The following is a 23,755-nucleotide window of genomic DNA, read 5'->3' on the forward strand; positions in this document are numbered from 1 at the left end:
TGTGGCGCGATGGATCAGGCTCGGCGCTCGATGAAACGTCGGATGCGCTGCGCCGCTTCAATGGTGGCGTCGAGTTCGGCGACCAGCGCCAGGCGCACGCGGCCCGCACCGGGGTCGCTTTGGGCACCGTCACGCGACATGTAGCGCCCAGGCAGCACGGTGACATGCTCCTCGGCAAACAGGTCGCGGGCGAAGGCTTCATCGTCGCCGCCGGGCACCGCCGGCCACAGATAAAAGCTGGCGTGCGGCGTGGGGAAATCCATGACCGGTGCCAGAATCTCGCCCACTGCGCTGAATTTTTCGCGATAGGCATCGCGGTTGGCCTGCACGTGCGCTTCGTCCTCCCAGGCGACGATCGAAGCGTGCTGGGTGGTCAGCGGCATGGCGCAGCCGTGATAGGTGCGGTAGCGCTTGAAGGGGGCGATCAACCCGGCATCCCCGGCGACGAAGCCCGAGCGCAGCCCGGGCAGGTTGGAGCGCTTGGAAAGCGAATGAAACACCAGACAGCGGCGGTAATCGTCGCGCCCCAGCGAGCGGCAGGCTTCGAGCAGACCCGGTGGCGGTGCGGTCTCGTCGAGATAGAGCTCCGAATAGCATTCGTCGGAGGCGATCAGGAAGTCGTGCTCGTCGGCCAGAGCGATCAGTTTTTGATACTCGGCCAGCGGTGTGACGGCACCGGTGGGATTGCCGGGCGAGCAGATGAAGACCAACTGCACGTCGCGCCAGGTGGCGGCGGGGACGGCATCGAGATCGGGCAGGCAGCCGTTTTCGGGGGCGCAATCGAGATACAGCGGCTCGCCGCCAGCCAGCAAGGTCGCGCCTTCGTAGATCTGATAAAACGGGTTGGGCATTGCCACCTTGGCGGGCCGCGTACGGTCCAGCGCGGTCTGGACGAAGGCGAAAATCGCCTCACGGGTGCCGGTGACCGGCAGTACGTGGCGCTCAGGGTCGAGCGAGCCGGGTGTCAGCATGTAACGCTGTGTCGCCCACCGGGCGATGGTGCTGCGTAGCTCGGGTAGTCCTGCCGTGGCTGGATAGCGCGCGACCTCGCCCTCAAAGCGATGCAGCGCTTCGAGCACGGCCGTCGGCGGCGCATGGCGCGGCTCGCCGATGGATAGCGCGATGGGCGATAGCGCGGGCGGCGTTACCTCGGCCTTGAGGGCGGCAAGCTTCTCGAAGGGATACGGCTTGAGGGCGTCGAGATCGGGATTCATCGGTAATCCAGCAGCGAGTCCGGCGTTGCGGACATGGCGTTATTATGAAGGCGCGCGGCGCCATCGGGAGGGCCCGATTATAGGCAAGCCGGCCAAGGGCCTCAAATGAGGCGAGTTTAGACGTCGAGCGTCTCACACAGACGTTCGCGTAGCTGCGCCTGGCGCTCGGGGTCTGTGAGTGGCTCGCCGGCCTTGTCGGTGATGAAGAATACGTCCTCGACGCGTTCGCCCAAGGTGGCGATCTTGGCCGCCGAGAGGGCGATGTCCTGCTCCATGAAGATGCGTCCCACGCGGGCCAGCAGGCCGGGGCGATCGGGGGCAATGAGTTCGACGATGGTGCGGGCGTTGGCTTCATCCTGCTCGATCATTACCCGGGTGGGTACCTTGAAGTGCTTGAGCTGTCGCGAGGTGTGGCGAGTGACGATGCGCGGATAGTCGGCCGGGTCGTCGAGCTCTTCCACCAGATGGTAGCGGATTTCCTCGAGGCGTTGTGGGTCGCGAATCGGCTCGCCTTCGTCGTCGAGCACGATGAACGTGTTGAGCGTCCAGTCGTTGCTGGAGGTGGCGATGCGTGCATCGTGGATCGACAACCCCAGTTGCTCCATGGCGGCGGCGGTGGCGGCGAACAAGTCGTTGACCGAGCGGGTATGGATGAACACCTTGGTGCCACCCTCGGCCATGTCCTCGGTGGGGGCGTTGGCAAGGATCAGCGGCAGTTCCGAGGGTTGGTGCTCGAGGATTCCTTGCGTCTGCCAGATGATCTCGCTGGGCGCATACTGCAGGAAATAGTCGTCGCCGAACGACGCCCACAAGGCATCCGCGCTGGCGGCATCGATGCCTACCGTGGACAGCAAGCCGCGTGCCTCCTCGCGCGACTCGCGGGCCCATTCGTCGCGGTCGATGGCGTGGTCGAGGCCACGCCGCAGGGCGCGCTTGGTCTCGGTATGCAGTTGACGCAACAAGGCGGCGCGCCAGCCGTTCCACAGTGAAGGATTGGTGGCGGTGATATCGGCCACGGTGAGCACGTAGAGGTAATTCAAGTGGACTTCGTCACGCATCGCCAGCGCGAACTCATGGATGACGTCGGGATCGGAAATATCGCGCTTCTGAGCGGTCTTGGACATCAGTAGGTGATGTTCGACCAGCCAGGCCACGAGGCGCGTATCGCGCGCCGACAGGCCGTGACGCTCACAGAAGGCGGTGGCGTCGACGGCGCCGAGTTCCGAGTGATCGCCGCCGCGCCCCTTGCCGATATCGTGATAGAGCCCGGCGATCCACAGCAGTTCGAGCTTGGGTAATTGATGCACCAGGGTCGCGGCGACGGGGAAGTCCTCGTGACCGTCGGGTTCGCGGAAGCGTTGCACGAACTTCAGCAGGCGCAATGTGTGGGCGTCGACGGTGTAGAGGTGAAAAAGGTCGTGCTGCATCAATCCCACGGCCTGACCGAACTCGGGCAGGTACTTACCGAGGATGCCGTAACGGTTCATGCGCCGCAGTTGGCGCGGTATGTTGCCGCCGCTACGCAGTAGCTCCATGAATAGGCTCTGATGGCGCAGGTCGTCGCGAAAGCTCTCGTCGATCAGGTGGCGATGGTCGCGGATGAGGCGGATAGTCTCGGCGCGCACGCCCTCGATCTCGGGGTGCTGGGCCATCAATAGGAAAAGTTCGAGCAGGGCGCCGGGGCGGTGGCGAAACACATTGGCGTGGCGCACCTGGATATAGCCGCCGAGAATTTCGAAGCGCGCGTTGAGCGGCGTGATGTCCTGGGTCTCGTGGGCGCGCAGGATGACCTCGTCGAAGTGTTGAAGCAGCATGTCGTTGAGCCCCGCTAGCGCGGTGACATGGCGGTAGTAGCGCTTCATGAACTGCTCGACGGCGAGACGCTCCGGTGTGTCGCGATAGCCGAATAGCTCGGCGATGGCGCTTTGATGATCGAACAATAGGCGGTCCTCGGCACGGCCGTTGAGCATGTGCAACGCATAGCGCACCTGCCACAAGAAGGATTGGCCCTGGCTGAGAATTCGCAACTCGGCGTCGTTCATGAAGCCCTGGGCGACGACGTCCTCGTAGCGCAACTCGCCGAAGTGACGCTTGGCCACCCAGCCGATCATCTGGATGTCGCGTAGTCCGCCCGGCGAACTCTTGATGTTGGGCTCGAGGTGGTACTCGGAGTTGTTATAGCGGTAGTGGCGGGCGATCTGCTCCTGCCACTTGGCTTCGAAGAAGGCATCGCTTGGCCACATCGCCTCGTTGGAGAGGCGCCCGCGCATCGTTTCGCGTAGGTGCTCGGGGCCGGCGAGAGTACGTGATTCCAGCAGATTGGTGATGACCGTGAGGTCCGCGTGCGCCTCGCGCTCACAATCGGCCAGTGAACGTACGCTATGGCCGATTTCCAGGCCGATATCCCAGAGGAAGGTGATGAAGCCGGTCAATCCCTCGCGGTAGGGCGTATCGTCGTCTTGTTCGAGTAGCAGTAACAGGTCGATGTCGGAATGCGGGTGCAGCTCGCCGCGACCATACCCGCCGACGGCGAGCAGGGCGATGCCATCGTCGGGCCAGTCATAGCGCTCCCAGGCGATGGCGAGTAGCTGGTCCAGACACCAGGCACGGCCATGAACCAGATCGCGAATGTCGCTGCCGGCGTGAAAACGCGCATCCAGGCGCGCTTGCAGCTCGCGTAGCGCGTCCTTGAATACGGCGATCGGTGTGCGGCTGGCGGCTAGCGCTTCGCGGAAGGCGGACGCATCGAACAGCGTCTCGTCGGGCACGAAGCGATAGTGATGAAGCAGCATTCGCGTGGCACTCCTGTTCGCGCGTTACGTCGGGTGACCGGTTGAACGGCGGCGCTTACGTCTCGAGGAAGCTGAGATCCTCGTCACTGCGCGCGGTGAGTACCTCGACGCCGGTCGCGGTGACCAGCAGCGTGTGTTCCCACTGGGCCGATAGGCTCTTGTCTTTGGTCACCGCCGTCCAGCCGTCGCGCAGTACTTTGGTGCGATAGTCGCCGACGTTGATCATGGGCTCTATGGTAAAGCACATGCCTTCGGCCAGCGCGACATCGGCGCTAGGCTCGTAGCCGTCATAGTGCAGGAACTGCGGGTCCTCGTGGAAACCGGCACCGATGCCGTGGCCGCAGAAATCGCGCACGACCGAATAACCATTGCTTTCGGCATGCTGTTGGATCGTGCGCGCCAGCTCGGAGAGATGTACGCCGGGACGCACCTGGGCGATGCTCTTGTATAGGCATTCTTGGGTAATGCGGGCCAGGCGGCCGCCCTGGATGCTGTCGCCGACCACGAACATCATGCTGGAATCGCCGTGATAGCCATCGGCGGTCTTGACCGTGATGTCCAGGTTCATGATGTCGCCCTTTTTGAGCTTCTTGGCGAAATCCGGCATGCCATGGCAGACGACATGATTGATCGAGGTGCAGGTGGCGTAAGGAAAGCCATGATAGTTGAGCGGCGCGGGCGTGGAGCCTAGTTCGTCCACGATGTATTCGTGGCACAGGCGGTCGACTTCGCCGGTGCTGATGCCGGCCACGACATGCGGCGTGATCATTTCCAGTACCGAAGCGGCCTGGCGGCCGGCTTCGCGCATTTTTTCGATTTCGTCGGCGGTTTTGATGGGAATGTTCATGCGGTCTCGAATTCGGAGGGTTCGGGTCTGGCGTCAGGGTCGCTCCTGGCCTATAGTCTCGCCGCGCAGGCTGGCGCGAGACGCAGTCTATGCGCGCAGCCACCAAGCGCGGCAACCGGGGGCGACTTCATCTTGGAATCGATCTATGGTATAAAGCCGCGCGCCTCACTGCAATCGCCGCCTAGCGCGTTCGGCTCGACCGAGACATTGGTGCGGTGAAGCTAGTAGGTGAAATGATAACGCCTTGAAAACACACATGCACCGTCACATGGTCCCGGGTGCCGGGGCGGCAGTCGTGCCGTCGTGGTCGGATCCATGGGGTGTATGGAGGCCTAACCCGATTCAGGAGTCATCCATGGCACAAGTCAATATGCGTGACCTGCTCAAGGCAGGCGCTCACTTCGGTCACCAGACCCGTTACTGGAACCCGAAGATGAGCAAGTACATCTTCGGTGCGCGCAACAAGATTCACATCATCAACCTCGAGCACACGCTGCCAGCGCTGAACGACGCGCTCGCCGTGGTCGAAAAGATGGTGGCGTCCAACAACAAGGTCTTGTTCGTCGGCACCAAGCGTGCCGCCAGCAAGATCGTCAAGGAAGAGGCTCGTCGTGCTGGTCAGCCGTTCGTCAACCATCGCTGGTTGGGCGGCATGCTGACGAACTTCAAGACCATTCGCGTGTCGATCAAGCGTCTGCGCGAGCTTGAAGCCATGCATGAAGATGGCACGTTCGAGAAGCTGACCAAGAAAGAAGTCCTGATGGCGACCCGCGAGCAAGACAAGCTCGAGCGTAGCGTCGGTGGTATCAAGGACATGGGCGGTCTCCCTGACGCGCTGTTCGTGATCGACGTCGATCACGAGCGCATCGCGATCAACGAAGCCAATAAGTTGGGCATTCCGGTCATCGGTGTCGTCGATACCAACTCCAATCCGGACGGTGTCGACTACGTAATCCCGGGCAACGACGACTCCATCCGTGCTCTCCAGATCTACACTCAGGCCGTCGCCGACGCTTGCGTGCAGGCCAAGGGCAACAGCGCTAGCGAGTTCGTCGAAGTGACCGACGAGGCAAGCGAAGCGAACGAAGCCGCCGCCGAGTAATGGTGGTGGGTCCGTGCTGACGCTTGCCCGCGAGCGACGAGACACTAGGCAGCCCGTGAAGGCGGCGCAGCACGGACCAAAAGGGGGCTACGAGCCCCCTTTTCACCGTCCGGATGCAAGGGCGGTGAACCCTGAAGGAATTCTTCATTCAAAGGAGATGCTGGTCGCGCGTCGCGCGTGAATGTCACGCCAAGTCACGCTAAAGCCGTGCCGGCGACGAGGCAGCGTTTCCACCAGACGTCGAACCACATTCAGAGGTATTTACCATGGCAGCTATCAGCGCATCTCTGGTCAAGGAACTGCGCGAGCGCACTGGCCTCGGCATGATGGAGTGCAAGAAAGCGCTTACCGAAGCCGACGGTGAGATCGAAACCGCCATCGAAAACCTGCGCAAGAACTCCGGCCTGAAAGCGGCCAAGAAAGCCGATCGTACGGCAGCCGAAGGGGCCGTGGTGACGCGTGTCGCCGACGACGGCTCTTACGGGGTGATGCTCGAGGTCAACTCCGAGACCGATTTCGTGGCGCGTGATGATAACTTCACCGCCTTCACCGAGCAGGTCGTTGCGAAGGTTTTCGAAACCAAGAGCGAGGACGTGGCGAGCCTGATGGAAGGCGGGCTGGAAGATGCGCGTCAACAGCTGGTGCAGAAGATCGGCGAAAACATCAGCGTGCGTCGCGCGGTGGTCATCGATGCGCCGGAAGGCGGTGTCGTGGGTGCCTATGTCCACGGTAGTCGCATCGGCGTGCTGACCGTTCTCAGTGCCGGCAATGCCGACGTGGCCAAGGACATCGCCATGCACGTGGCGGCCATCAATCCGAGTGCCGCGCATCCGGAAGACATGCCCCAGGCGGAGCTGGACAGCGAAAAGGCAATTATCCTGGCGCAGCCGGACATGGCCGGCAAGCCGGCGGAAATCGCCGAGAAGATGGTGCAGGGGCGCTTGAAGAAGTACCTGGCCGAAAATAGCCTGACGCAACAGCCTTTCGTCAAGGACCCCAATCAGACCGTGGCCGAATACGTGAAGGCTGCGGGTGGCGAAGTGGTCAGCTTCACTCGCTTCGAAGTGGGTGAGGGCATCGAGAAGGAAGAAGTCGACTTCGCTCAGGAAGTCATGGATCAGGCGCGTCGCAGCTAAGCTGCCGTGTGTCTGTGCTGTCGTTGGCGTGCGCGGTTGCGCACGCCTTCGCGTATCCGGCCGTTGCCTGGCCGAGCCGTTCCTACCCACGCCGATACAGTCCGCTGAGACGAGGAGAGTCCGAATGTCTGTTCCCACCGATCGTAACGCCGCTTCCCCGGAGCGTAACGAGAAGTCGAAGTACAAGCGCATTCTGTTGAAACTGTCCGGCGAAGCCCTGACGGGCGAGCACGAGTTCGGAATCGATCCCAAGGTACTCGACCGCATGGCGCTGGAAATCGGTCAATTGGTCGGGATCGGGGTCCAAGTGGGTATCGTGGTCGGCGGCGGCAATTTGTTCCGTGGGGCGGCGCTTCACGCGGCGGGCATGGAGCGTGTCACTGGCGATCATATGGGCATGCTGGCGACTGTCATGAACGCTTTGGCGATGCGTGACGCCCTGGAGCGTTCCAATATTCGTTCGCGGGTGATGTCGGCGATTCCCATGAGCGGTGTCGTCGAGCATTACGACCGGCGTACCGCCATCCGGTACCTGACGTCGGGCGACGTGGTGATTTTCTCCGCGGGGACCGGCAATCCGTTCTTCACTACCGACTCGGCGGCCTGCCTGCGCGGCATCGAGATCGATGCCAATGTGGTGCTCAAGGCCACCAAGGTGGATGGTGTTTACAACAAGGATCCGGTCAAGCACAGCGATGCCGCCAAGTACGAACGTCTCTCCTACGACGACGTGCTCGATCAGAAGCTCGGCGTGATGGATTTGACCGCTATCTGCTTGGTGCGGGACCATGACATGCCGGTGCGCGTGTTCGATATGACCAAGCCGGGGGCCTTGCTCAACCTCGTGGTGGGGGGCAAGGAAGGAACGCTGGTAGATAGAGGCTGAAACAGTGATCAAAGATATCAAGAAAGACGCCGACGCGCGCATGAAGAAAAGCGTCGAGGCGCTGAACGCCAATTTCCATAAGATCCGTACCGGGCGCGCGCATCCCAGCCTGTTGGATGCGGTGCACGTGGAATACTATGGCGCCGATATGCCGCTCAACCAAGTGGCGAGCGTCAATGTGGAAGATGCGCGCACCCTGGCGGTAGTGCCCTGGGAAAAGAGCATGGTGCCCAAGGTCGAAAAGGCCATCATGACCTCCGACCTGGGTCTCAATCCCGCCGCCGCGGGTAACGTGATTCGTGTGCCTTTGCCGCCGCTGACCGAGGAAACGCGCCGCAATTACATCAAGCAGGCGCGTGGCGAGGCGGAAAACGCGCGAGTCGCGATTCGCAACGTGCGTCGTGATGCCAACGGCGATCTCAAGGCACTCCTCAAGGAGAAAGAGATCACCGAGGACGACGAACATCACGCCATTGATGAGATCCAGAAGATGACCGATAAGTATGTCGCCGAAATCGACAAGCTTCTGGAAACCAAGGAACACGACCTTTTGCAGGTCTGAGAGGTGATCGTCGGGATGCGCTCCCTTCGATCTCCATGATACGGGATCCCATGACCTCACAGCCGTTTTCTCCCTCCCGTGCGGGCGAACTGCCGCGCCACGTGGCGGTCATCATGGATGGTAATAATCGCTGGGCGCGCGCACGTGGACTGTCTGGCATCCGCGGGCATCGCGCGGGTGTCGAATCGGTGCGCGCGGTGATTCGTCGTGCTGCCGAGCGAGGTATCGACACGCTAACCTTGTTCGCCTTCTCCAGCGAGAACTGGAAACGCCCTGCCTCCGAGGTTGACGCGCTTATGGAGCTTTTCCTGATCGCGCTCAAGCGCGAGGTGAAAAAGCTCCATGGTCACGGTATTCGCCTGTCGGTGATCGGCCAGCGCGAGGAATTTTCCACGTCCATTCAGCAATACATCGAGCGTGCCGAGGCCATGACGCGCGACAATCAGGGGCTGCATCTGGTGGTCGCCGCCAATTATGGTGGCCGCTGGGATATTACGAGTGCCACGCGGCGGTTAGCGCAGCGGGTCTCGGCGGGGGAGTTGTCGCCCGAGTCTATTGACGAAGAGACGCTGGGAGCCGAAATCAGCCTGGCCGACGAAGCTCCGGTTGACCTGTGCATCCGCACCAGTGGCGAGCAGCGGATTTCCAACTTCTTGTTGTGGCAGCTGGCCTACGCAGAATTCTACTTCACGCCTGAGCTGTGGCCGGACTTCGGTGCCGAGGCATTCGATGCCGCGTTGGATGCTTATAAAGAGCGTCAGCGCCGTTTCGGCATGTCCCAAGAACAAGTCGAGGCGCATGGTGCTTAGGCAACGTATCCTCACGGCGCTGGTCCTGGCGCCATTGGCACTGCTCGGTTTGTTTGGGCTCACCGGCCTGCCTTTTGCCTTGTTCACGGGGGCGATCGTGTTGATCGGTGCCTGGGAGTGGGCCAATCTGGCGGGTGTCGAGCGCCAGATGCCGCGTCTTGCCTTCGTCGCCGCCTGTGGCGTAGCGATGCTTCTTCTGTGGTTGAGTGGTGCTGTGCACCAACCTTGGCCGTTGTGGCTGGGGATGCTGGGCTGGTTGGCCAATCTCTATTGGGTCGTTAGCTATCCCCAGCAACACACGCAATGGCAAGGTCGCGCGGTGCGTCTGAGCATGGGCCTGTGGGTGCTGCTACCGTGCTGGATCGGCTTCGTTCAATTGCGTGGCGACGGCGCGGCGTGGCTTCTGTTCGTGCTGTTGCTGGTCTGGGTGGCGGATATCGGTGCCTACTTCGCGGGGCGTGCGTTCGGGCGCCGCAAACTGGCCGTACACGTTAGTCCTGGGAAGTCCTGGGAAGGCGTCTATGGCGGTATGGCGGCGGTGGCGGTGCTGGCCCTTGTCTTCGCGCAGTGGCGGGGGGCAGCGGGCAGTGACGCACTGTGGCTCATGGTCTTGGCGTTGCCGGTAGTGCTGATATCGGTGCTGGGCGATTTGTTCGAAAGCATGCTCAAGCGCCAGCGCGGCTTGAAGGATTCGAGTCACTTGCTGCCCGGACACGGCGGCGTGCTCGACCGCATCGACAGCTTGACCGCCGCGATTCCGCTTTTCGTATTGTTGCGCCCATGGTTGGGCTGAGGTGACGCATGGAATATGCCGATTGCGCTCGGATACAACGTGTGACCGTGCTTGGAGCTACTGGCTCCATCGGCAAGAGCACTCTCGATGTCATTGCCCGTCATCCTCAACGCTATCGACTGCATGCCTTGACCGCCTACCGTTCGCGCGAAACGCTGCGCGATCAATGCCTAGTTCATCGTCCCGAGGTTGCGGTGCTTGGCGAGGAGCGCGACGCCGATTGGTTGCGTGATGCTCTCGCTGAGGCCGGTATCGATACCCAGGTGCGCGCTGGCGAGGCGGCACTTTCGGAGGTTGCCGGAAGCGCCGACAGCGACGTGGTAATGGCTGCCATCATGGGGGCGGCCGGCTTGATGCCGACGTTGGCTGCGGTGCGCGCCGGAAAGCGCGTGCTGCTTGCCAACAAGGAAGCCCTGGTGATGTCCGGTGCGCTGTTCATGGACGCCGTCGAACAGCATGGTGCGGTATTGTTGCCCATCGATTCTGAACATAATGCCATTTATCAGTGTCTACCCACCGAGCACCGTGGTGGGTTGGTACGGCATGGCGTGACCCAGTTGTTGTTGACCGCTTCCGGGGGGCCCTTTCGTGACTGGTCCCAGGCGCAACTGAAAGCGGTGACGCCGGAGCAGGCGTGTGCGCATCCCAACTGGTCGATGGGTCGCAAGATCTCGGTGGATAGTGCCACCCTCATGAACAAGGGACTCGAGCTGATCGAAGCATGCTGGTTGTTCGATGCGCGTGCGGATCAGGTTCAGGTCGTGGTGCATCCGCAAAGTGTCGTTCACTCCATGGCTGCCTATAGCGACGGCTCGGTGATCGCGCAATTGGGCAATCCCGATATGCGTACGCCGATCGCCTATGGGCTGGCTTGGCCCGAGCGGATCGATGCCGGCGTGGCGCCGCTAGACCTGTTTCAGGTGGCGCGGCTCGATTTCGAGGCGCCCGATGAAGCACGTTTCCCGTGTCTGCGTCTCGCCCGTGAGGCGATGGCGGCTGGGGGAACGGCCCCGGCGACGCTCAATGCCGCCAATGAAGTGGCGGTGGAGGCGTTTCTCGACGCACGGTTAGGGTTCGCGGAGATTCCGCGTCTCGTGGCGTCGGTCTGCGAGGCTTGCGAGGTACACTCGGCGCATGAATTAAGCGCGGTGCTGGCTGCGGACGAGGTGGCTCGGCGCGAGGCGGAGCGGCAATTGGCGCGGTTCACCTCATGATGCGTGGGCTTGGCAATCCGCAGGAAGGAGGGCGATCCCCATGGGCGTGATTGAGAATCTGCTGGCGGTCATCGTGGTGCTGGGGTTGTTGATCACCTTCCACGAGTACGGACATTTCTGGGTTGCGCGGCGTTGTGGCGTCAAGGTGTTGCGCTTTTCGGTAGGGTTCGGCAAACCGCTATGGTCGCGTGTCGACCGCCATGGCACGGAGTTCGCCGTGGCTGCGATACCGCTGGGTGGCTACGTCAAGATGCTCGACGAGCGAGAGGGCCCGGTGGCACCGGAGGAGCAGGCGCAGGCGTTCAATCGCAAGAGTGTCTGGGCGCGCATCGCCATCGTCTCCGCCGGTCCTATCGCCAACTTTCTGCTCGCCTTCGTCGCCTACTGGGCGCTGTTCGTCTATGGCACGACCACGGTGGCGCCGGTGATCGGCGACATTGCCGCAGACTCGCCGGCCGCGCGAGGCGGCTTGCAGTCCGGGCAGGAGATCGTGGCCGTCGAAGGTGAGCGCACGCCTTCCTGGGGAGAGGTCAACCTCAAGTTGGTGGCGGCCATCGGCGCCAATGGCGAGCTCGAGATAACCACGCGTGAGTCCGAGACGGCCTCGCCGGAACGCCATCAAGTGCCCGTCAGCGATTGGTTGGTACGCCAAGATCCGCCGCGTCCCTTGGCCACGTTGGGGGTGACGCCGTGGCGTCCCGAATTGCCCGCCGTGCTGGGAGAGGTGCTGGATGACGGGCGTGCCCAGCAAGCTGGGCTGCAGAGCGGTGATCGCATCGTCAGCGTCGATGGTGCTGCGGTCGAGGATTGGATGGCATTCGTCGAGCGTGTGCGTGACAACCCCGGCAAGACGCTAGCGCTGGGCGTCGAGCGTGACGGTGAGCGCCGCGATGTGATGTTGACCCCGGCCACGCGCGAGCAGGAAGACGGCACGGCGATGGGTTACATCGGCGTTGGAGTACAAACCGCTGAGTGGCCCGAGCGTTTTCGTCGCGAGATTCGTTATGGGCCGCTGGACGCCGTCGGTGAGGCGATGAGCAAGACCGGTGAGATGAGCTTGCTGACGATTGATTCGATCCGCAAGATGCTGGTAGGGCTGATCTCGCCCTCCAATCTGTCGGGGCCGGTGACGATTGCACGCATCGCGGGGGATTCCGCGCGTAATGGCGTGGAAAGCTTTATCAGCTTCCTGGCCTACTTATCGATCAGCCTGGGGGTGCTCAATCTCTTGCCGATTCCCGTGCTCGATGGCGGTCACTTGGTTTATTACCTGATCGAAGCGGTGCGGGGGCGTCCGGTGCCTGAGGCGGTGCAAGCGTTTGGATTGCGTATCGGTGTCGCCTTGGTGGGCTCGTTGATGTTGATGGCGTTGTATTTCGATTTGATGCGTCTGTAGGGGCGTCGTTGCGAGACGTCCCGCCAGCAGGCTTTAATGTGGGCCATCAATGGCACGTCGTAAGCGGTCATCGGCCGCAAGGATGAGCGACCCGGGTGTCACTGCGAGGTGGGGTACGACCTTGCCAGTCACCCAGGGAAATGTATAAGGTGCCTGTTCCATGAGCGGGCGGACTCGAGAAAAGCGAATCGACTGCATGAAGATCAAGACCATCGGATTGGCGGCGCTGCTGCTGTCCGCGACTCCCGCGGCACTGGCGGCCTCCTTCGAGATTTCAGATATTCGCGTGGAAGGGCTGCAGCGCGTATCGCCGGCATCGGTGTTCAATGCCTTTCCAGTCAGTGCGCGTGACCAGGTCGATGACCGCGAATTGGCCGAGGCGTCGCAGGAGCTGTTCGATACCGGCCTGTTCGACGACATTGAGCTGTCGCGTGACGGTGATGTATTGATCGTCAATGTGGTCGAGCGCCCCACCATCGCCAGCATCGAGCTCAACGGCAACTCTCAGGTGTCCGATGAGGACCTTCGCAAAGGGATGACCGAGGCTGGGCTCGATGAAGGCCAAGTGTTACAGCGCTCGACGCTCGATGAGGTGCAGCGTGAGCTCGAGCGGCTTTATCAATCCCAAGGGCGTTATAGCGCCAATATAGAGACTAGCGTCGAGGAACTCGACAACAACCGCGTCGAAGTCGATATCGACATCAACGAGGGTGCGGTCGCCAAGATTCACCAGATCAATTTCGTCGGCAATCAAGACTTCGACGACGATACCTTACGTGACTTGTTCGCGCTGGAGGATAAGCCGGGTTGGTTCTTTGGCTGGTTCTCAGACGATGAATATTCTCGCGACAAGCTCTCGGGGGATCTCGAGACGTTACGCTCTTTCTATCTGGATCGCGGCTACGTCAACTTCGACATCAGCTCATCCCAAGTGTCGATCAGTCCTGACAAGTCCGATATCTTCATCACCATCAACGTCGATGAAGGCAAGCGCTACAAGCTCGATGAAATTCGCTTTGCGGGCGATCTGAAGATCAGCGAAAGCGAAGCGCGTGAACTGGTGACCGCCGAACCCGGCGAGTATTACTCGGAAACCGCGATGACCGAGTCCGCCGAGGCCTTGCGTAAGCGCCTCGGCGCCGAAGGGTTCGCCTTCGCCGAGATCAATAGCGTGCCCGAGGTCGATGCCGACGGCGATACCGTGGACGTCACCTTTCAGGTCGAGCCGGGGCGGCGTGCTTATGTGCGGCGCATCAATTTCGAGGGTAATACTACGACCCAAGACGAAGTGCTGCGCCGCGAGATGATCCAGATGGAAGGCGCGCCGGCTTCCACCGATCAGATCAGTCAATCCCGCGAGCGTCTGCAGCGTTTGGGCTTCTTCCGCTCGGTCGACGTCGAAACGCGTCCCGTCTCCGATGAGCCCGACCAGCTTGACGTGACCTACAACGTCGAGGAACAGCCGTCCGGTTCGGTCTCGGCCAGCCTGGGGTATTCGCAAAGCGCCGGAGTCATCTATGGGGCGTCGCTGTCTCAGAGCAATTTCCTGGGTACCGGTAACCGTGTCAACGTCAATGCGCAGAAAGGTGATTATTTCACCAATCTTAACTTTGGCTACACCGATCCCTACTGGACGCTGGACGGCATCTCGCGCGGCTACAATCTCTATTATCGCGAGACCAATTACGAAGACTTCGATGACATCTCGACCTATTCCTCGGATGCCATCGGGGGGAGCATCAATTTCGGGTATCCGATCAATGACCTGTCGCGCCTCAACTTCGGTGTCGGCGTCGAGGACCTGTCGCTCGATACCTATCGCGACACGCCGGCCGAAATCATCCAGTACACGGAAGACGAGGGCGACGACTTCCTGAACTATAAGCTCACCGCCAGCTGGACGCGTAACAACCTCAATCGCGGCATCATGCCCACCGACGGCAGCTATCAGAAGCTGTCGCTGGAGACCGCCGTGCCGGGGAGCGATACGCAGTACTATAAGACGCGCTACGAAGGCAAGAAGCTGTTTGAATTTCGTCCCGACTGGTCACTGAAGTTCAGCACCAACGTTGGCTATGCGAACACCGTCGGTGACGATGCTTACCCGTTCTACGAGAACTTCTATGCGGGTGGCCTGGGCTCGGTACGCGGCTTTTCCAGCAATACGCTGGGGCCGAATACCACGCCGCGTAATGATGGGGACGACGACACCCTGGGGGGTAACGTGCTCGTCGAAGGCTCGGCCGAGTTGATCTATCCATTCCCCTGGGTCGAGGATCGCCGCTCGCTGCAGACCAGCGTGTTCTTCGATGCTGGTAATACTTACCTGACCGATTGCTACGATGTGCCGGCGGGTACGAGTTCTAGCTGCAGCAGTGGCGTGGATATGGGGGACCTGCGCTATAGCGTCGGGCTGGGACTTTCCTGGTTGACCCCGGTGGGGCCGTTGACCTTTAGTGTCGCCAAGCCGCTCAGCGACGAAGAAGACGACGATACTCAGGTCTTCCAATTCTCGCTGGGTCAGACCTTCTAAAGCAGGCTGACGCAGCGTCATGCGCCAGGTGCGGCGGTGTGACCGCCGCATCGAGTGACCATAACGAATCAAGGAGAGGGTGTGATGCGCAAATTGACGGGTGCCCTATGTCTTGGGGCGATGAGTGTGCTGTCCATGCCGGCGATGGCGAACGAGGTTGGCGTTGTCGACTGGCGTCAGGCGTTGCTGAATTCGGATGCCGCCCAGCGTTCTATGAACGAGCTCAAGAATCAGATCGGCGACAAGAAACAGCGCGCCGAGTCACTGAGTCAGGAGCTGCAGCAGTTGCAACAGAAGCTGCAGCAGGATGGCGCGGTGATGTCCGATTCTGAGCGCACGAACGCTCAACAGGAGTTGCGTGCCAAGGGATCTGAGTTCCAGCAGTTGCGTCAGCAGATTCAAAGCATGCAGCAGAAGAAGGAACAATCCTTCATGCAGTCGGCCAAGCCTAAGCTCGATCGCGCCATCGAACAGGTCGTCGAGCAGCATGACCTGGACCTCGTGGTGGATCGTGATGCGGTGGTATATTCAGAGGATGGCCTCGACGTCACCGAGGAAGTCACCCGCATCTTTAACTCGCTCAACTGAGCCCATGGGGCGCCAATAGCGCCCCATGGTTAGCGGTTCCAAGCGCACATGAAGACCCTTACTCCTTGCGCCTTCACGCTCGGTGAATTGGCCGAACGTCTCGAGGCCCGCTTGGTCGGCGATAGCGATCACCGTGTCACCGGCCTGGCGACTTTGCTTGATGCGGGCCCGAACGACATTACGTTCCTGGCCAACAAGACCTATCTCAAATACTTGCCTGAAACGCGTGCAGCCGCCGTGTTGGTGCATCCCGCGTATGGCGCTGAGGTGCCTTGCGCGCGGCTCGAACTCGACAACCCTTATCTCGGTTACGCCGGACTATCGAGGCTGTTCGATCCGCTGGCGGGGCAGGCGCCGGAAGGCGTTCATCCTAGTGCGGTGGTCGCCGAGAGCGCGCGTCTTGGGGCGCGCGTCTCGGTCGGCCCACAGTGCGTGATCGAAGCCGGCGCGGTCATCGGTGATGGTTGCGTGATCGGCGCCGGTAGTATCGTCGGCGCTCACAGCGAAATCGGCGCCGACTCTCGCCTGCATGCCAATGTCACCGTCTACCACGGCGTGAGCATCGGGCGGCGTGCCATCTTGCACAGTGGTTGTGTGGTGGGTGCCGATGGTTTCGGTTTCGCTCATGATGGACAAGGCTGGCACAAGATCGCGCAGTTGGGTGGCGTCCTCGTGGGCGATGACGTCGAAATCGGTAGCTGCTCTAGTATTGATCGCGGCGCCCTGGGGGACACGTTGATCGGCGATGACGTCAAGATCGACAGTCAGGTGCAGATCGCGCACAACGTGCAGGTCGGCGATCATAGCGCCCTGGCGGGATGCGTAGGCATCGCGGGCTCGACGCGCGTCGGTCGCCACTGCATGCTGGGTGGTGGCGTGGGGCTCTCGGGGCACCTGACGATTTGCGATGGCGTTCAGGTGACCGGTATGAGTCTTGTCACCAACTCCATTCACGAGCCCGGGGTGTATTCTTCGGGGACCGGCTCCATGCCCAATGGCTTGTGGCGCAAGAACGCGGTGCGCTTCAAGCAACTCGACGAGCTCGCCAAGCGTCTGGCGCGTCTGGAACGGGATGTCTCGGACGCTGCCCAAGGCTGATGGCTGCTAGCGAGGCGGATCTGTATAATCCCAGCCCACCCAGATAGGCGGAGTACTCCGTCCTCGTGTGCCTGCCTTCACGGCAGGCACTTCGTTATTTCAGAGGTTGTATCGATGGTAATGGACATCAACGAGATCCGTGAGTATCTACCGCATCGTTATCCGTTCTTGCTGGTGGATCGCGTCATGGAGATCACGGTCGGCGAGTCGATCGTCGCCAACAAGAATGTCAGCATCAACGAGCCATTTTTCAATGGGCATTTCCCGCATCATCCGATCATGCCCGGCGTGTTGATCATCGAGGCCATGGCTCAGGCATGCGGTATCCTGGGTTTCAAGACCGTCAACAAGATGCCCGCCGACGGTTATGTCTATTATCTTGTAGGAAGCGATAACGTGCGCTTCAAGCGTCCGGTGATGCCGGGCGATCAACTGCGCCTGGAAGCCAACGTCATCCGGGGTAAGCGCGGGATCTGGAAATTCGCCTGTCGTGCTACGGTCGACGGCGAGCTAGCTTGCGAAGCCGAGATCATCTGTGCCGAGAGGAAAGTCGCTTGATTCATCCCACCGCCATCGTCGACCCCAGTGCGCGTGTGTCCGATGACGTCGACATCGGCCCGTTCTGCGTGATTGGCCCCGAAGTGGAAATCGGGGACGGCACGGTCATCGGTCCGCACGTGGTGCTCAAGGGGCCCACGCGCCTGGGGAAGCGCAATCGGATCTTCCAGTTCGCCTCCGTCGGCGAGGACTGTCAGGACAAGAAGTACGCCGGAGAACCCACTCGTCTGGAGATGGGCGACGACAATGTCGTGCGCGAAGGCGTTACCCTTCATCGCGGTACAGTGCAGGATAAAGAAGCGACCGTCATCGGCTCGCGCAATCTTTTCATGGCCTATGCGCATGTCGGGCACGACTGCGTCATCGGCGATGATTGCATCCTCGCCAACCAGGCGACCTTGGCGGGGCATGTCACCATCGGCGACCACGCTATCCTTGGGGGGCTCTCGGCGATCCATCAGTTTTGCCATATCGGTACGCATGCCATGTGCGGTGGTGGGTCGATCATCACCAAGGATGTCCCGGCTTACGTCATCGTCAATGGCAACCCTGCGCAGGCGCATGGGCTTAACCTGGTGGGGCTCAAGCGTCGCGGCTTCTCGCGCGAGGCCTTGCGAGCGCTGGGAGAAGCTTACCGCACCGTCTATCGTCAGGGACTGACCATGGAGCAAGCGCTGGAGCGTCTCGCGAACGATTTCGAAGGCCCGGAAGTCGCGACGTTCCTGGCGTCGCTGAAGGATTCCCAGCGCGGCATCACGCGCTGAACGAGGCACGTCATGCGTATCTACCTGGTCGCGGGAGAGCTGTCGGGCGACATCCTCGGCGCCGGCTTGATGCAGGCGCTGAAGCGTCGTCATCCCGACGCCGAATTTCGCGGCATCGGCGGGCCACGCATGCTCGCCGAAGGCTTGCACTCACTGTACCCGCTGGAGACGCTATCGGTCATGGGGCTGGTCGAGGTGCTCAAGCACCTGCCTGGCCTGCTCAAGGTTAGACGTCATTTGCGGCGTGACGCCCTGGCTTGGCAGCCGGACGCGATGATCGGCATCGATGCGCCCGACTTCAATCTGGGGCTCGAGCGCCAATTGCGTGTCACCGGCATCCCCACCGCACATTACGTCAGCCCCTCGGTATGGGCGTGGCGCCAGGGCCGAGTGAAGACCATTGCCCAGTCGGTCGATGCCATGCTTACCTTCCTGCCTTTCGAGGCGGCTTTTTACGCGCGCCATGACGTGCCGGTGGCCTTCGTCGGCCATCCGCTGGCCGATGAATTGCCGCTGGTCAACGACCGCCAGGCGGCCCGCGCGTCACTGGGACTCTCATCCACGGCCCCGTTGCTGGCGTTGTTGCCAGGTTCACGTGGTAACGAAATCCGCTTTTTGGGGCCCACGTTTCTGGATAGCGTCGCCTGGTTGCGCGAACGCATCCCCGATCTGCAAGTGATCGTGCCGGCCGCGTCCCCGGCACGTCGCGCAGAACTCGAGAGCCTGCTGGCCGATCATCCGGCCCGCGATATCGTCGTGCTGTGCGATGGCGAGTCGCGTCAGGCGATGACCGCGGCCGATGCGGTGCTGCTAGCGTCCGGGACCGCTGCGCTCGAAGCCATGCTCTGCCATCGCCCCATGGTGGTGGCCTACAAGATGGCGCCGACTACGCACTGGTTGGCCAAGCGCATGGTCAAGACCGACTGGATCTCGCTGCCCAACCTGATCGCCCAGGAGACGCTGGTACCCGAACTTGTACAGGACGCCGCCAGCGCTGATGCGATCGGCGCGGCGTTGCTCGAATGGCTCGGCGATGATGCCAAGCGCCAGGCGATGGAGGCGCGTTTTGCCGACTTGCACGCCACGCTTCAGCGTGGCGCCAGCGAGCGCGCTGCCGAGGCCATCGACGGTTTGATCACGCACGGTCGTTTGCCGCGAGGGGAGGAGAAAGCATGACGGGACTACCACCGTTGGTGATCGATTATCAGGGCTCATGTCTGGCGGGCGTCGATGAAGTGGGGCGCGGCCCCTTGGTGGGCAGCGTAGTGGCGGCCGCAGTGATTCTCGATCCGGCGCGTCCCATCGAGGGGTTGGCCGACTCCAAGACCCTCAGCGAAAAACGCCGCCTCGTATTGGCCGAGGCCGTTCGCCAACACGCGACGGCCTTCGCAATAGGCGAAGCGTCGCCCGCCGAGATCGACTCGCTCAACATCTACCACGCGACGCATTTGGCCATGCGGCGTGCCATCGACGCCCTGCCGGTGGCCGCGGAATATCTGCTGGTGGACGGCAACCGGATGCCGGGGCATCATGTGCCGGGGCAGTGCGCGGTCAAGGGCGACCAGCGCCATGTGGCCATCGGCGCCGCCTCGATTCTGGCCAAGGTGACGCGCGACGCTCAGATGCTCGCGCTGCACGAGCGCTATCCCGAGTATGGGTTTGCGCGCCACAAGGGCTATCCTACCCGTGAGCACCGCGAGGCGCTCGAGCGCCTGGGGCCGCTCGATGAGCATCGTCGCTCGTTTGCACCGGTCAAGCAGGTGCTGCCGGCGTAGCGTCACATCACGCCGTTACCCAATTCATTCAGGAAGGTGCCGCCCGTGCGGTATCGTCCGTTTCGTCTCAAGAGCTCGTCATGACTACGCCTTTCGTTCATCTGCGTGTGCACAGTGAATACTCCCTGGTCGATGGCCTAGTGCGCTTGAAGCCGCTGATCGAGGCGACGGCCGAGGGTGGCATGCCCGCGGTGGCGGTGACCGACGATTCCAATCTGTTCGGTCTGGTCAAGGCCTATAAAGGCGCCCAAGGCGCGGGTCTCAAGCCGATCATCGGCGCCGATCTGTGGATGGAGAATCCTCACGACGAGGCGCATCCCTATCGCTTGACGCTGTTGGCGATGGACAACGACGGTTATCGTCATCTCACCGAATTGATATCCCAGGGCTGGAGCGAGGGGCAGCAGCGCGGACAGGGCATTCTCAAGAAGGAGTGGATCTTCGCCCGAAGTGCGGGGCTGATCGCTTTGTCCGGTGCCCGCGAAGGGGAGATCGGCCGCCATCTTCTGACCGAACACGGCCAGGCGGCGCGGGAAATGTGCGATGCCTGGAACGCCGCCTTCCCCGGGCGGTTTTATCTGGAAGTCCAGCGCACCGGGCGCGAACACGATGAGGAATGCCTGCACCTGTCGGTGGCGCTGGCGGCCGAGACCCAGACACCAGTGGTGGCGACCAATGACGTTCGTTTCCTGACCCGCGAGGGGTTCTGGGCCCACGAAACGCGAGTGGCGATCGGCGAGGGCAAAGCGCTCGACGATCCACGGCGCGAACGCCGCTACAGCGAAGAGCAGTACCTGAAAAGCCCGCAGGAAATGGCCGAGTTGTTCGCCGATCTTCCCGAGGCGCTGGAAAATAGCGTGATGATCGCCGCGCGCTGCAACGTCGACGTGCCGCTGGGAGAAATCTTCCTGCCCGAGTACCCGGTGCCTGACGGCATGAGCATGGAGAGCTTCTTCCGCAAGATCTCTCACGATGGCCTCACCGAACGGCTCGACAAGCTGTTTTCCGGCGAGAACCCGATCTATCCCGGGCGCGATCTCAGTGAGCACGAGGGGGCCTATCGCGAGCGACTCGACTTCGAGCTCAATATCATCCTCGAGATGGGCTTCCCCGGGTACTTCCTGATCGTCATGGACTTTATCCAGTGGGCCAAGGACAACGATATTCCGGTGGGGCCGGGACGTGGTTCCGGGGCCGGTTCGCTGGTCGCCTACGCGCTCAAGATCACCGACTTGGATCCGCTCGAGTATGACCTGCTGTTTGAGCGCTTTCTTAACCCGGAGCGCGTGTCGATGCCCGACTTCGACGTCGACTTCTGCATGGAGAAGCGTGACCGGGTCATCGAGTACGTGGCCAGCCGTTATGGGCGAGACGCCGTCTCGCAGATCGTGACCTTTGGCACCATGGCCGCCAAGGCCGTGGTGCGCGACGTTGCTCGCGCCCAGGGCAAGCCGTATTCGATGGGCGACAAGCTGTCCAAGCTGATCCCCTTCGAAGTCGGCATGACCCTGGCCAAGGCCATCGAGCAGGAGCCGGCGCTCAAGGAATATCTAGACAATGACGAGGAGTCCCAGGAAATCTGGGACATGGCACTCAAGCTCGAGGGCATCACGCGCGGCACCGGCAAGCACGCCGGCGGGGTGGTGATTGCGCCCACCAAGCTGACCGATTTCTCGCCACTGTTGTGTGAGGAAGACGGTAGCGGGCTGGTGGTGCAGTACGACAAGAACGACATCGAGGAAGCCGGGCTGGTCAAATTCGACTTCCTGGGCCTGCGCACGCTGACCATCATCGACTGGGCGTTGGAAATGGTCGATACGGTGCGCGCCCGCGAAGGCCAGGGGCCGTTGGACATCTCCTCGATCCCGCTGGATGACGTGCCCACCTTCGACATGCTCAAGAAGGCCGAGACCACGGCGGTCTTCCAGCTCGAATCGCGCGGCATGAAGGAGCTGATCAAGCGCCTTCAGCCCGACTCGCTGGAAGACATGATCGCCCTGGTGGCACTGTTCCGCCCGGGGCCGCTGCAATCCGGCATGGTCGATGACTTCATCAACCGCAAGCATGGCCGCGCCGAGGTTGCCTATCCGCACCCGGATTATCAGCACGAGCTGCTCAAACCGGTGCTCGGTCCCACCTATGGCATCATCCTCTATCAGGAGCAGGTGATGCAGATCGCCCAGGTGATAGCGGGTTACAGCCTGGGGCAGGCCGACATGCTACGTCGCGCCATGGGTAAGAAGAAGCCCGAGGAGATGGCCAAGCAGCGCGCCGGCTTCATGGAGGGTTGTGCCGCTAACGGCATCGACAAGGACCTGGCCGGCAACCTCTTCGATCTGGTGGAGAAATTCGCCGGTTACGGGTTCAACAAGTCGCACTCGGCAGCCTACGGCCTAGTCTCGTACCAGACGGCGTGGCTCAAGGCGCATTATCCCGCGCCCTTCATGGCGGCGGTACTGTCCACCGAAATGGACAACCTCGACAAGGTCGTGCCGCTGATCGAGGAATGCCGCAAGCAGGGGCTGACGGTCACGCCGCCGGACGTCAACATCGGCAGCTACAAGTTCACCGTCGATGAGCAAAACCGTGTCGTCTATGGCTTGGGCGCGATTCGTGGCGTCGGTGAAGGGCCCATCGGTGCGATCGTCGAGGCGCGCGAGGCCGACGGCACCTTCAGCGATCTGTTCGACTTCTGTCGCCGTGTCGACGCCAAGCGGCTCAACAAACGCACGCTGGAGGCGTTGATCCGCTCCGGCGCGTTGGACAACCTGGGGCCGACCCGCGCGGTGTTGATGGCGTCGTTGGATGCCGCGCTCAAGGCGGCATCGCAGAGCAATGCCAATGCCAGCGCGGGGATGATCGACATGTTCGGCGATGCCTTCGTCGAGCCGGAAAGCGGCGATGTCTACGCCGATTATCATCATGCCCGCGAGTGGACCGACAAGGAGCGCTTGGCCGGGGAGAAAGATACCTTGGGCCTCTACCTGACGGGCCACCCCATCGACGAGTACGAAAGCGAGCTCAAGCGTTTCGTGTCGACGCGTATCGTCGATCTAAAACCTCAGCGCGGCGAATCGCAGCGTGTCGCGGGGCTGGTGGTGGCCATGCGCACCATGAAATCCAAGCGCGGCGACACCATGGCGTTCATTACCCTGGACGATCGTACCGGGCGTATAGAGGCTTCGCTGTTTGGCGAGATGTACGAGCAGATGCGTGGCAAGCTTGGCGCCGATGATGTTCTGATTATCGAAGGCGAAGTGAGCACCGACGATTATTCAGGCGGCCTGCGCCTGCGTGGCAAGGAAGTGACGCCGATGGTCGATGCGCGCACGCGCTATGGCGAGGCCGTGGAACTCTCCGTGGACGGCGCGCGTCTCAATGGACGTTTCGCGCGTAGCCTGAACGAGAGTCTGACGCAGTGGCGCGATCCCCAGGGGCTGCCGGTGCGCGTACGCTACCGCAATCCCCAGGCCAGCGGCGTGTTGGAGCTGGGAGATCCCTGGCGGGTGTCACCCAGCGATGACCTGCTCATCGCCCTGCGCGAAGTCGAGGGGCAGGAGGCGGTTACGTTGCGTTATCGTGGGTGATTCCGCCATTGCTGGCGCGTGGTGTCTTGCGTGATGCGTTCAGGGTGCGATAATGCCGGTTTACGGCCGGTTGGCGCCATGCCCTGTCCGTCACAGCGTCG

Annotated in this window: 19 protein-coding genes; 16 read left to right on the forward strand and 3 right to left on the reverse strand. The window is 61.8% G+C overall.

Annotated features, from left to right (window positions below; translation table 11 throughout):
• Positions 1–14: 14 nt before the first annotated feature.
• The 3 genes from dapC to map all read right to left on the reverse strand — a co-directional run bounded on the left by dapC (position 15) and on the right by map (position 4,853).
• Positions 15–1,214: a succinyldiaminopimelate transaminase gene (gene dapC / locus KZO83_RS00295; protein ID WP_040239546.1), complete on the reverse strand. Its 1,200-nt coding sequence runs from the start codon at positions 1,212–1,214 to the stop codon at positions 15–17.
• A gap of 116 nt (positions 1,215–1,330) precedes the next feature.
• Complete coding sequence (locus KZO83_RS00300; RefSeq protein ID WP_040239547.1) at positions 1,331–4,006, reverse strand: [protein-PII] uridylyltransferase; 2,676 nt, start codon at positions 4,004–4,006, stop codon at positions 1,331–1,333.
• Positions 4,007–4,061: 55 nt separating this feature from the next.
• Positions 4,062–4,853 (reverse strand): type I methionyl aminopeptidase, encoded by a 792-nt coding sequence (map, locus tag KZO83_RS00305; protein ID WP_040239549.1) that lies wholly within the window; start codon positions 4,851–4,853, stop codon positions 4,062–4,064.
• 355 nt (positions 4,854–5,208) lie between these two features.
• Between map and rpsB the strand changes: the two genes are divergently transcribed.
• From rpsB to dnaE, 16 genes are all read left to right on the forward strand, one after another.
• Entirely contained in the window at positions 5,209–5,955 is a 747-nt protein-coding gene (gene rpsB, locus KZO83_RS00310) for a 30S ribosomal protein S2 (protein WP_040239550.1), read from the forward strand.
• Positions 5,956–6,221: 266 nt separating this feature from the next.
• On the forward strand, positions 6,222–7,091 hold the full coding sequence (gene tsf / locus KZO83_RS00315) for a translation elongation factor Ts (protein WP_246893977.1): 870 nt from the start codon (positions 6,222–6,224) through the stop codon (positions 7,089–7,091).
• Positions 7,092–7,215: 124 nt separating this feature from the next.
• Positions 7,216–7,977: a UMP kinase gene (pyrH, locus tag KZO83_RS00320; RefSeq protein ID WP_040239553.1), complete on the forward strand. Its 762-nt coding sequence runs from the start codon at positions 7,216–7,218 to the stop codon at positions 7,975–7,977.
• A gap of 4 nt (positions 7,978–7,981) precedes the next feature.
• The gene (gene frr, locus KZO83_RS00325) at positions 7,982–8,539 is read left to right on the forward strand and encodes a ribosome recycling factor (RefSeq protein WP_178998488.1); all 558 of its coding nucleotides are present in this window, start codon (positions 7,982–7,984) and stop codon (positions 8,537–8,539) included.
• A 50-nt stretch (positions 8,540–8,589) separates the two neighbouring features.
• Positions 8,590–9,348 carry a polyprenyl diphosphate synthase gene (gene uppS, locus KZO83_RS00330; protein ID WP_040239556.1) on the forward strand — a complete coding sequence of 253 codons (759 nt, stop codon included), beginning with the start codon at positions 8,590–8,592 and terminating at the stop codon, positions 9,346–9,348.
• Positions 9,341–10,141: a phosphatidate cytidylyltransferase gene (locus tag KZO83_RS00335; protein ID WP_040239814.1), complete on the forward strand. Its 801-nt coding sequence runs from the start codon at positions 9,341–9,343 to the stop codon at positions 10,139–10,141. Before uppS ends, KZO83_RS00335 begins: the two co-directional genes overlap by 8 nt.
• Before the next feature lie 8 nt (positions 10,142–10,149).
• Entirely contained in the window at positions 10,150–11,355 is a 1,206-nt protein-coding gene (gene ispC, locus KZO83_RS00340; RefSeq protein ID WP_178998490.1) for a 1-deoxy-D-xylulose-5-phosphate reductoisomerase, read from the forward strand.
• Between the two features lie 40 nt (positions 11,356–11,395).
• Complete coding sequence (gene rseP / locus KZO83_RS00345; RefSeq protein WP_247619350.1) at positions 11,396–12,751, forward strand: sigma E protease regulator RseP; 1,356 nt, start codon at positions 11,396–11,398, stop codon at positions 12,749–12,751.
• A gap of 196 nt (positions 12,752–12,947) precedes the next feature.
• Complete coding sequence (gene bamA, locus KZO83_RS00350) at positions 12,948–15,284, forward strand: outer membrane protein assembly factor BamA (protein ID WP_179861061.1); 2,337 nt, start codon at positions 12,948–12,950, stop codon at positions 15,282–15,284.
• A gap of 84 nt (positions 15,285–15,368) precedes the next feature.
• Positions 15,369–15,872, forward strand: coding sequence for an OmpH/Skp family outer membrane protein (locus KZO83_RS00355; protein ID WP_040239559.1), 504 nt, complete (start codon positions 15,369–15,371; stop codon positions 15,870–15,872).
• 48 nt (positions 15,873–15,920) lie between these two features.
• Positions 15,921–16,970 carry a UDP-3-O-(3-hydroxymyristoyl)glucosamine N-acyltransferase gene (gene lpxD, locus KZO83_RS00360; protein ID WP_178998494.1) on the forward strand — a complete coding sequence of 350 codons (1,050 nt, stop codon included), beginning with the start codon at positions 15,921–15,923 and terminating at the stop codon, positions 16,968–16,970.
• 114 nt (positions 16,971–17,084) lie between these two features.
• Positions 17,085–17,528 (forward strand): 3-hydroxyacyl-ACP dehydratase FabZ, encoded by a 444-nt coding sequence (fabZ, locus tag KZO83_RS00365; RefSeq protein WP_040239562.1) that lies wholly within the window; start codon positions 17,085–17,087, stop codon positions 17,526–17,528.
• Positions 17,525–18,292 carry an acyl-ACP--UDP-N-acetylglucosamine O-acyltransferase gene (gene lpxA / locus KZO83_RS00370; protein WP_247619351.1) on the forward strand — a complete coding sequence of 256 codons (768 nt, stop codon included), beginning with the start codon at positions 17,525–17,527 and terminating at the stop codon, positions 18,290–18,292. Before fabZ ends, lpxA begins: the two co-directional genes overlap by 4 nt.
• Positions 18,293–18,304: 12 nt before the next feature.
• Positions 18,305–19,468, forward strand: coding sequence for a lipid-A-disaccharide synthase (gene lpxB / locus KZO83_RS00375; RefSeq protein WP_178998496.1), 1,164 nt, complete (start codon positions 18,305–18,307; stop codon positions 19,466–19,468).
• On the forward strand, positions 19,465–20,067 hold the full coding sequence (gene rnhB / locus KZO83_RS00380) for a ribonuclease HII (RefSeq protein WP_040239567.1): 603 nt from the start codon (positions 19,465–19,467) through the stop codon (positions 20,065–20,067). Before lpxB ends, rnhB begins: the two co-directional genes overlap by 4 nt.
• An 80-nt stretch (positions 20,068–20,147) precedes the next feature.
• Entirely contained in the window at positions 20,148–23,654 is a 3,507-nt protein-coding gene (gene dnaE, locus KZO83_RS00385) for a DNA polymerase III subunit alpha (protein ID WP_247619352.1), read from the forward strand.
• The last annotated feature ends 101 nt before the right edge of the window (positions 23,655–23,755 follow it).

The sequence above is a fragment of the Chromohalobacter moromii genome (assembly GCF_023091865.1).
Classification (GTDB): domain Bacteria; phylum Pseudomonadota; class Gammaproteobacteria; order Pseudomonadales; family Halomonadaceae; genus Chromohalobacter; species Chromohalobacter moromii.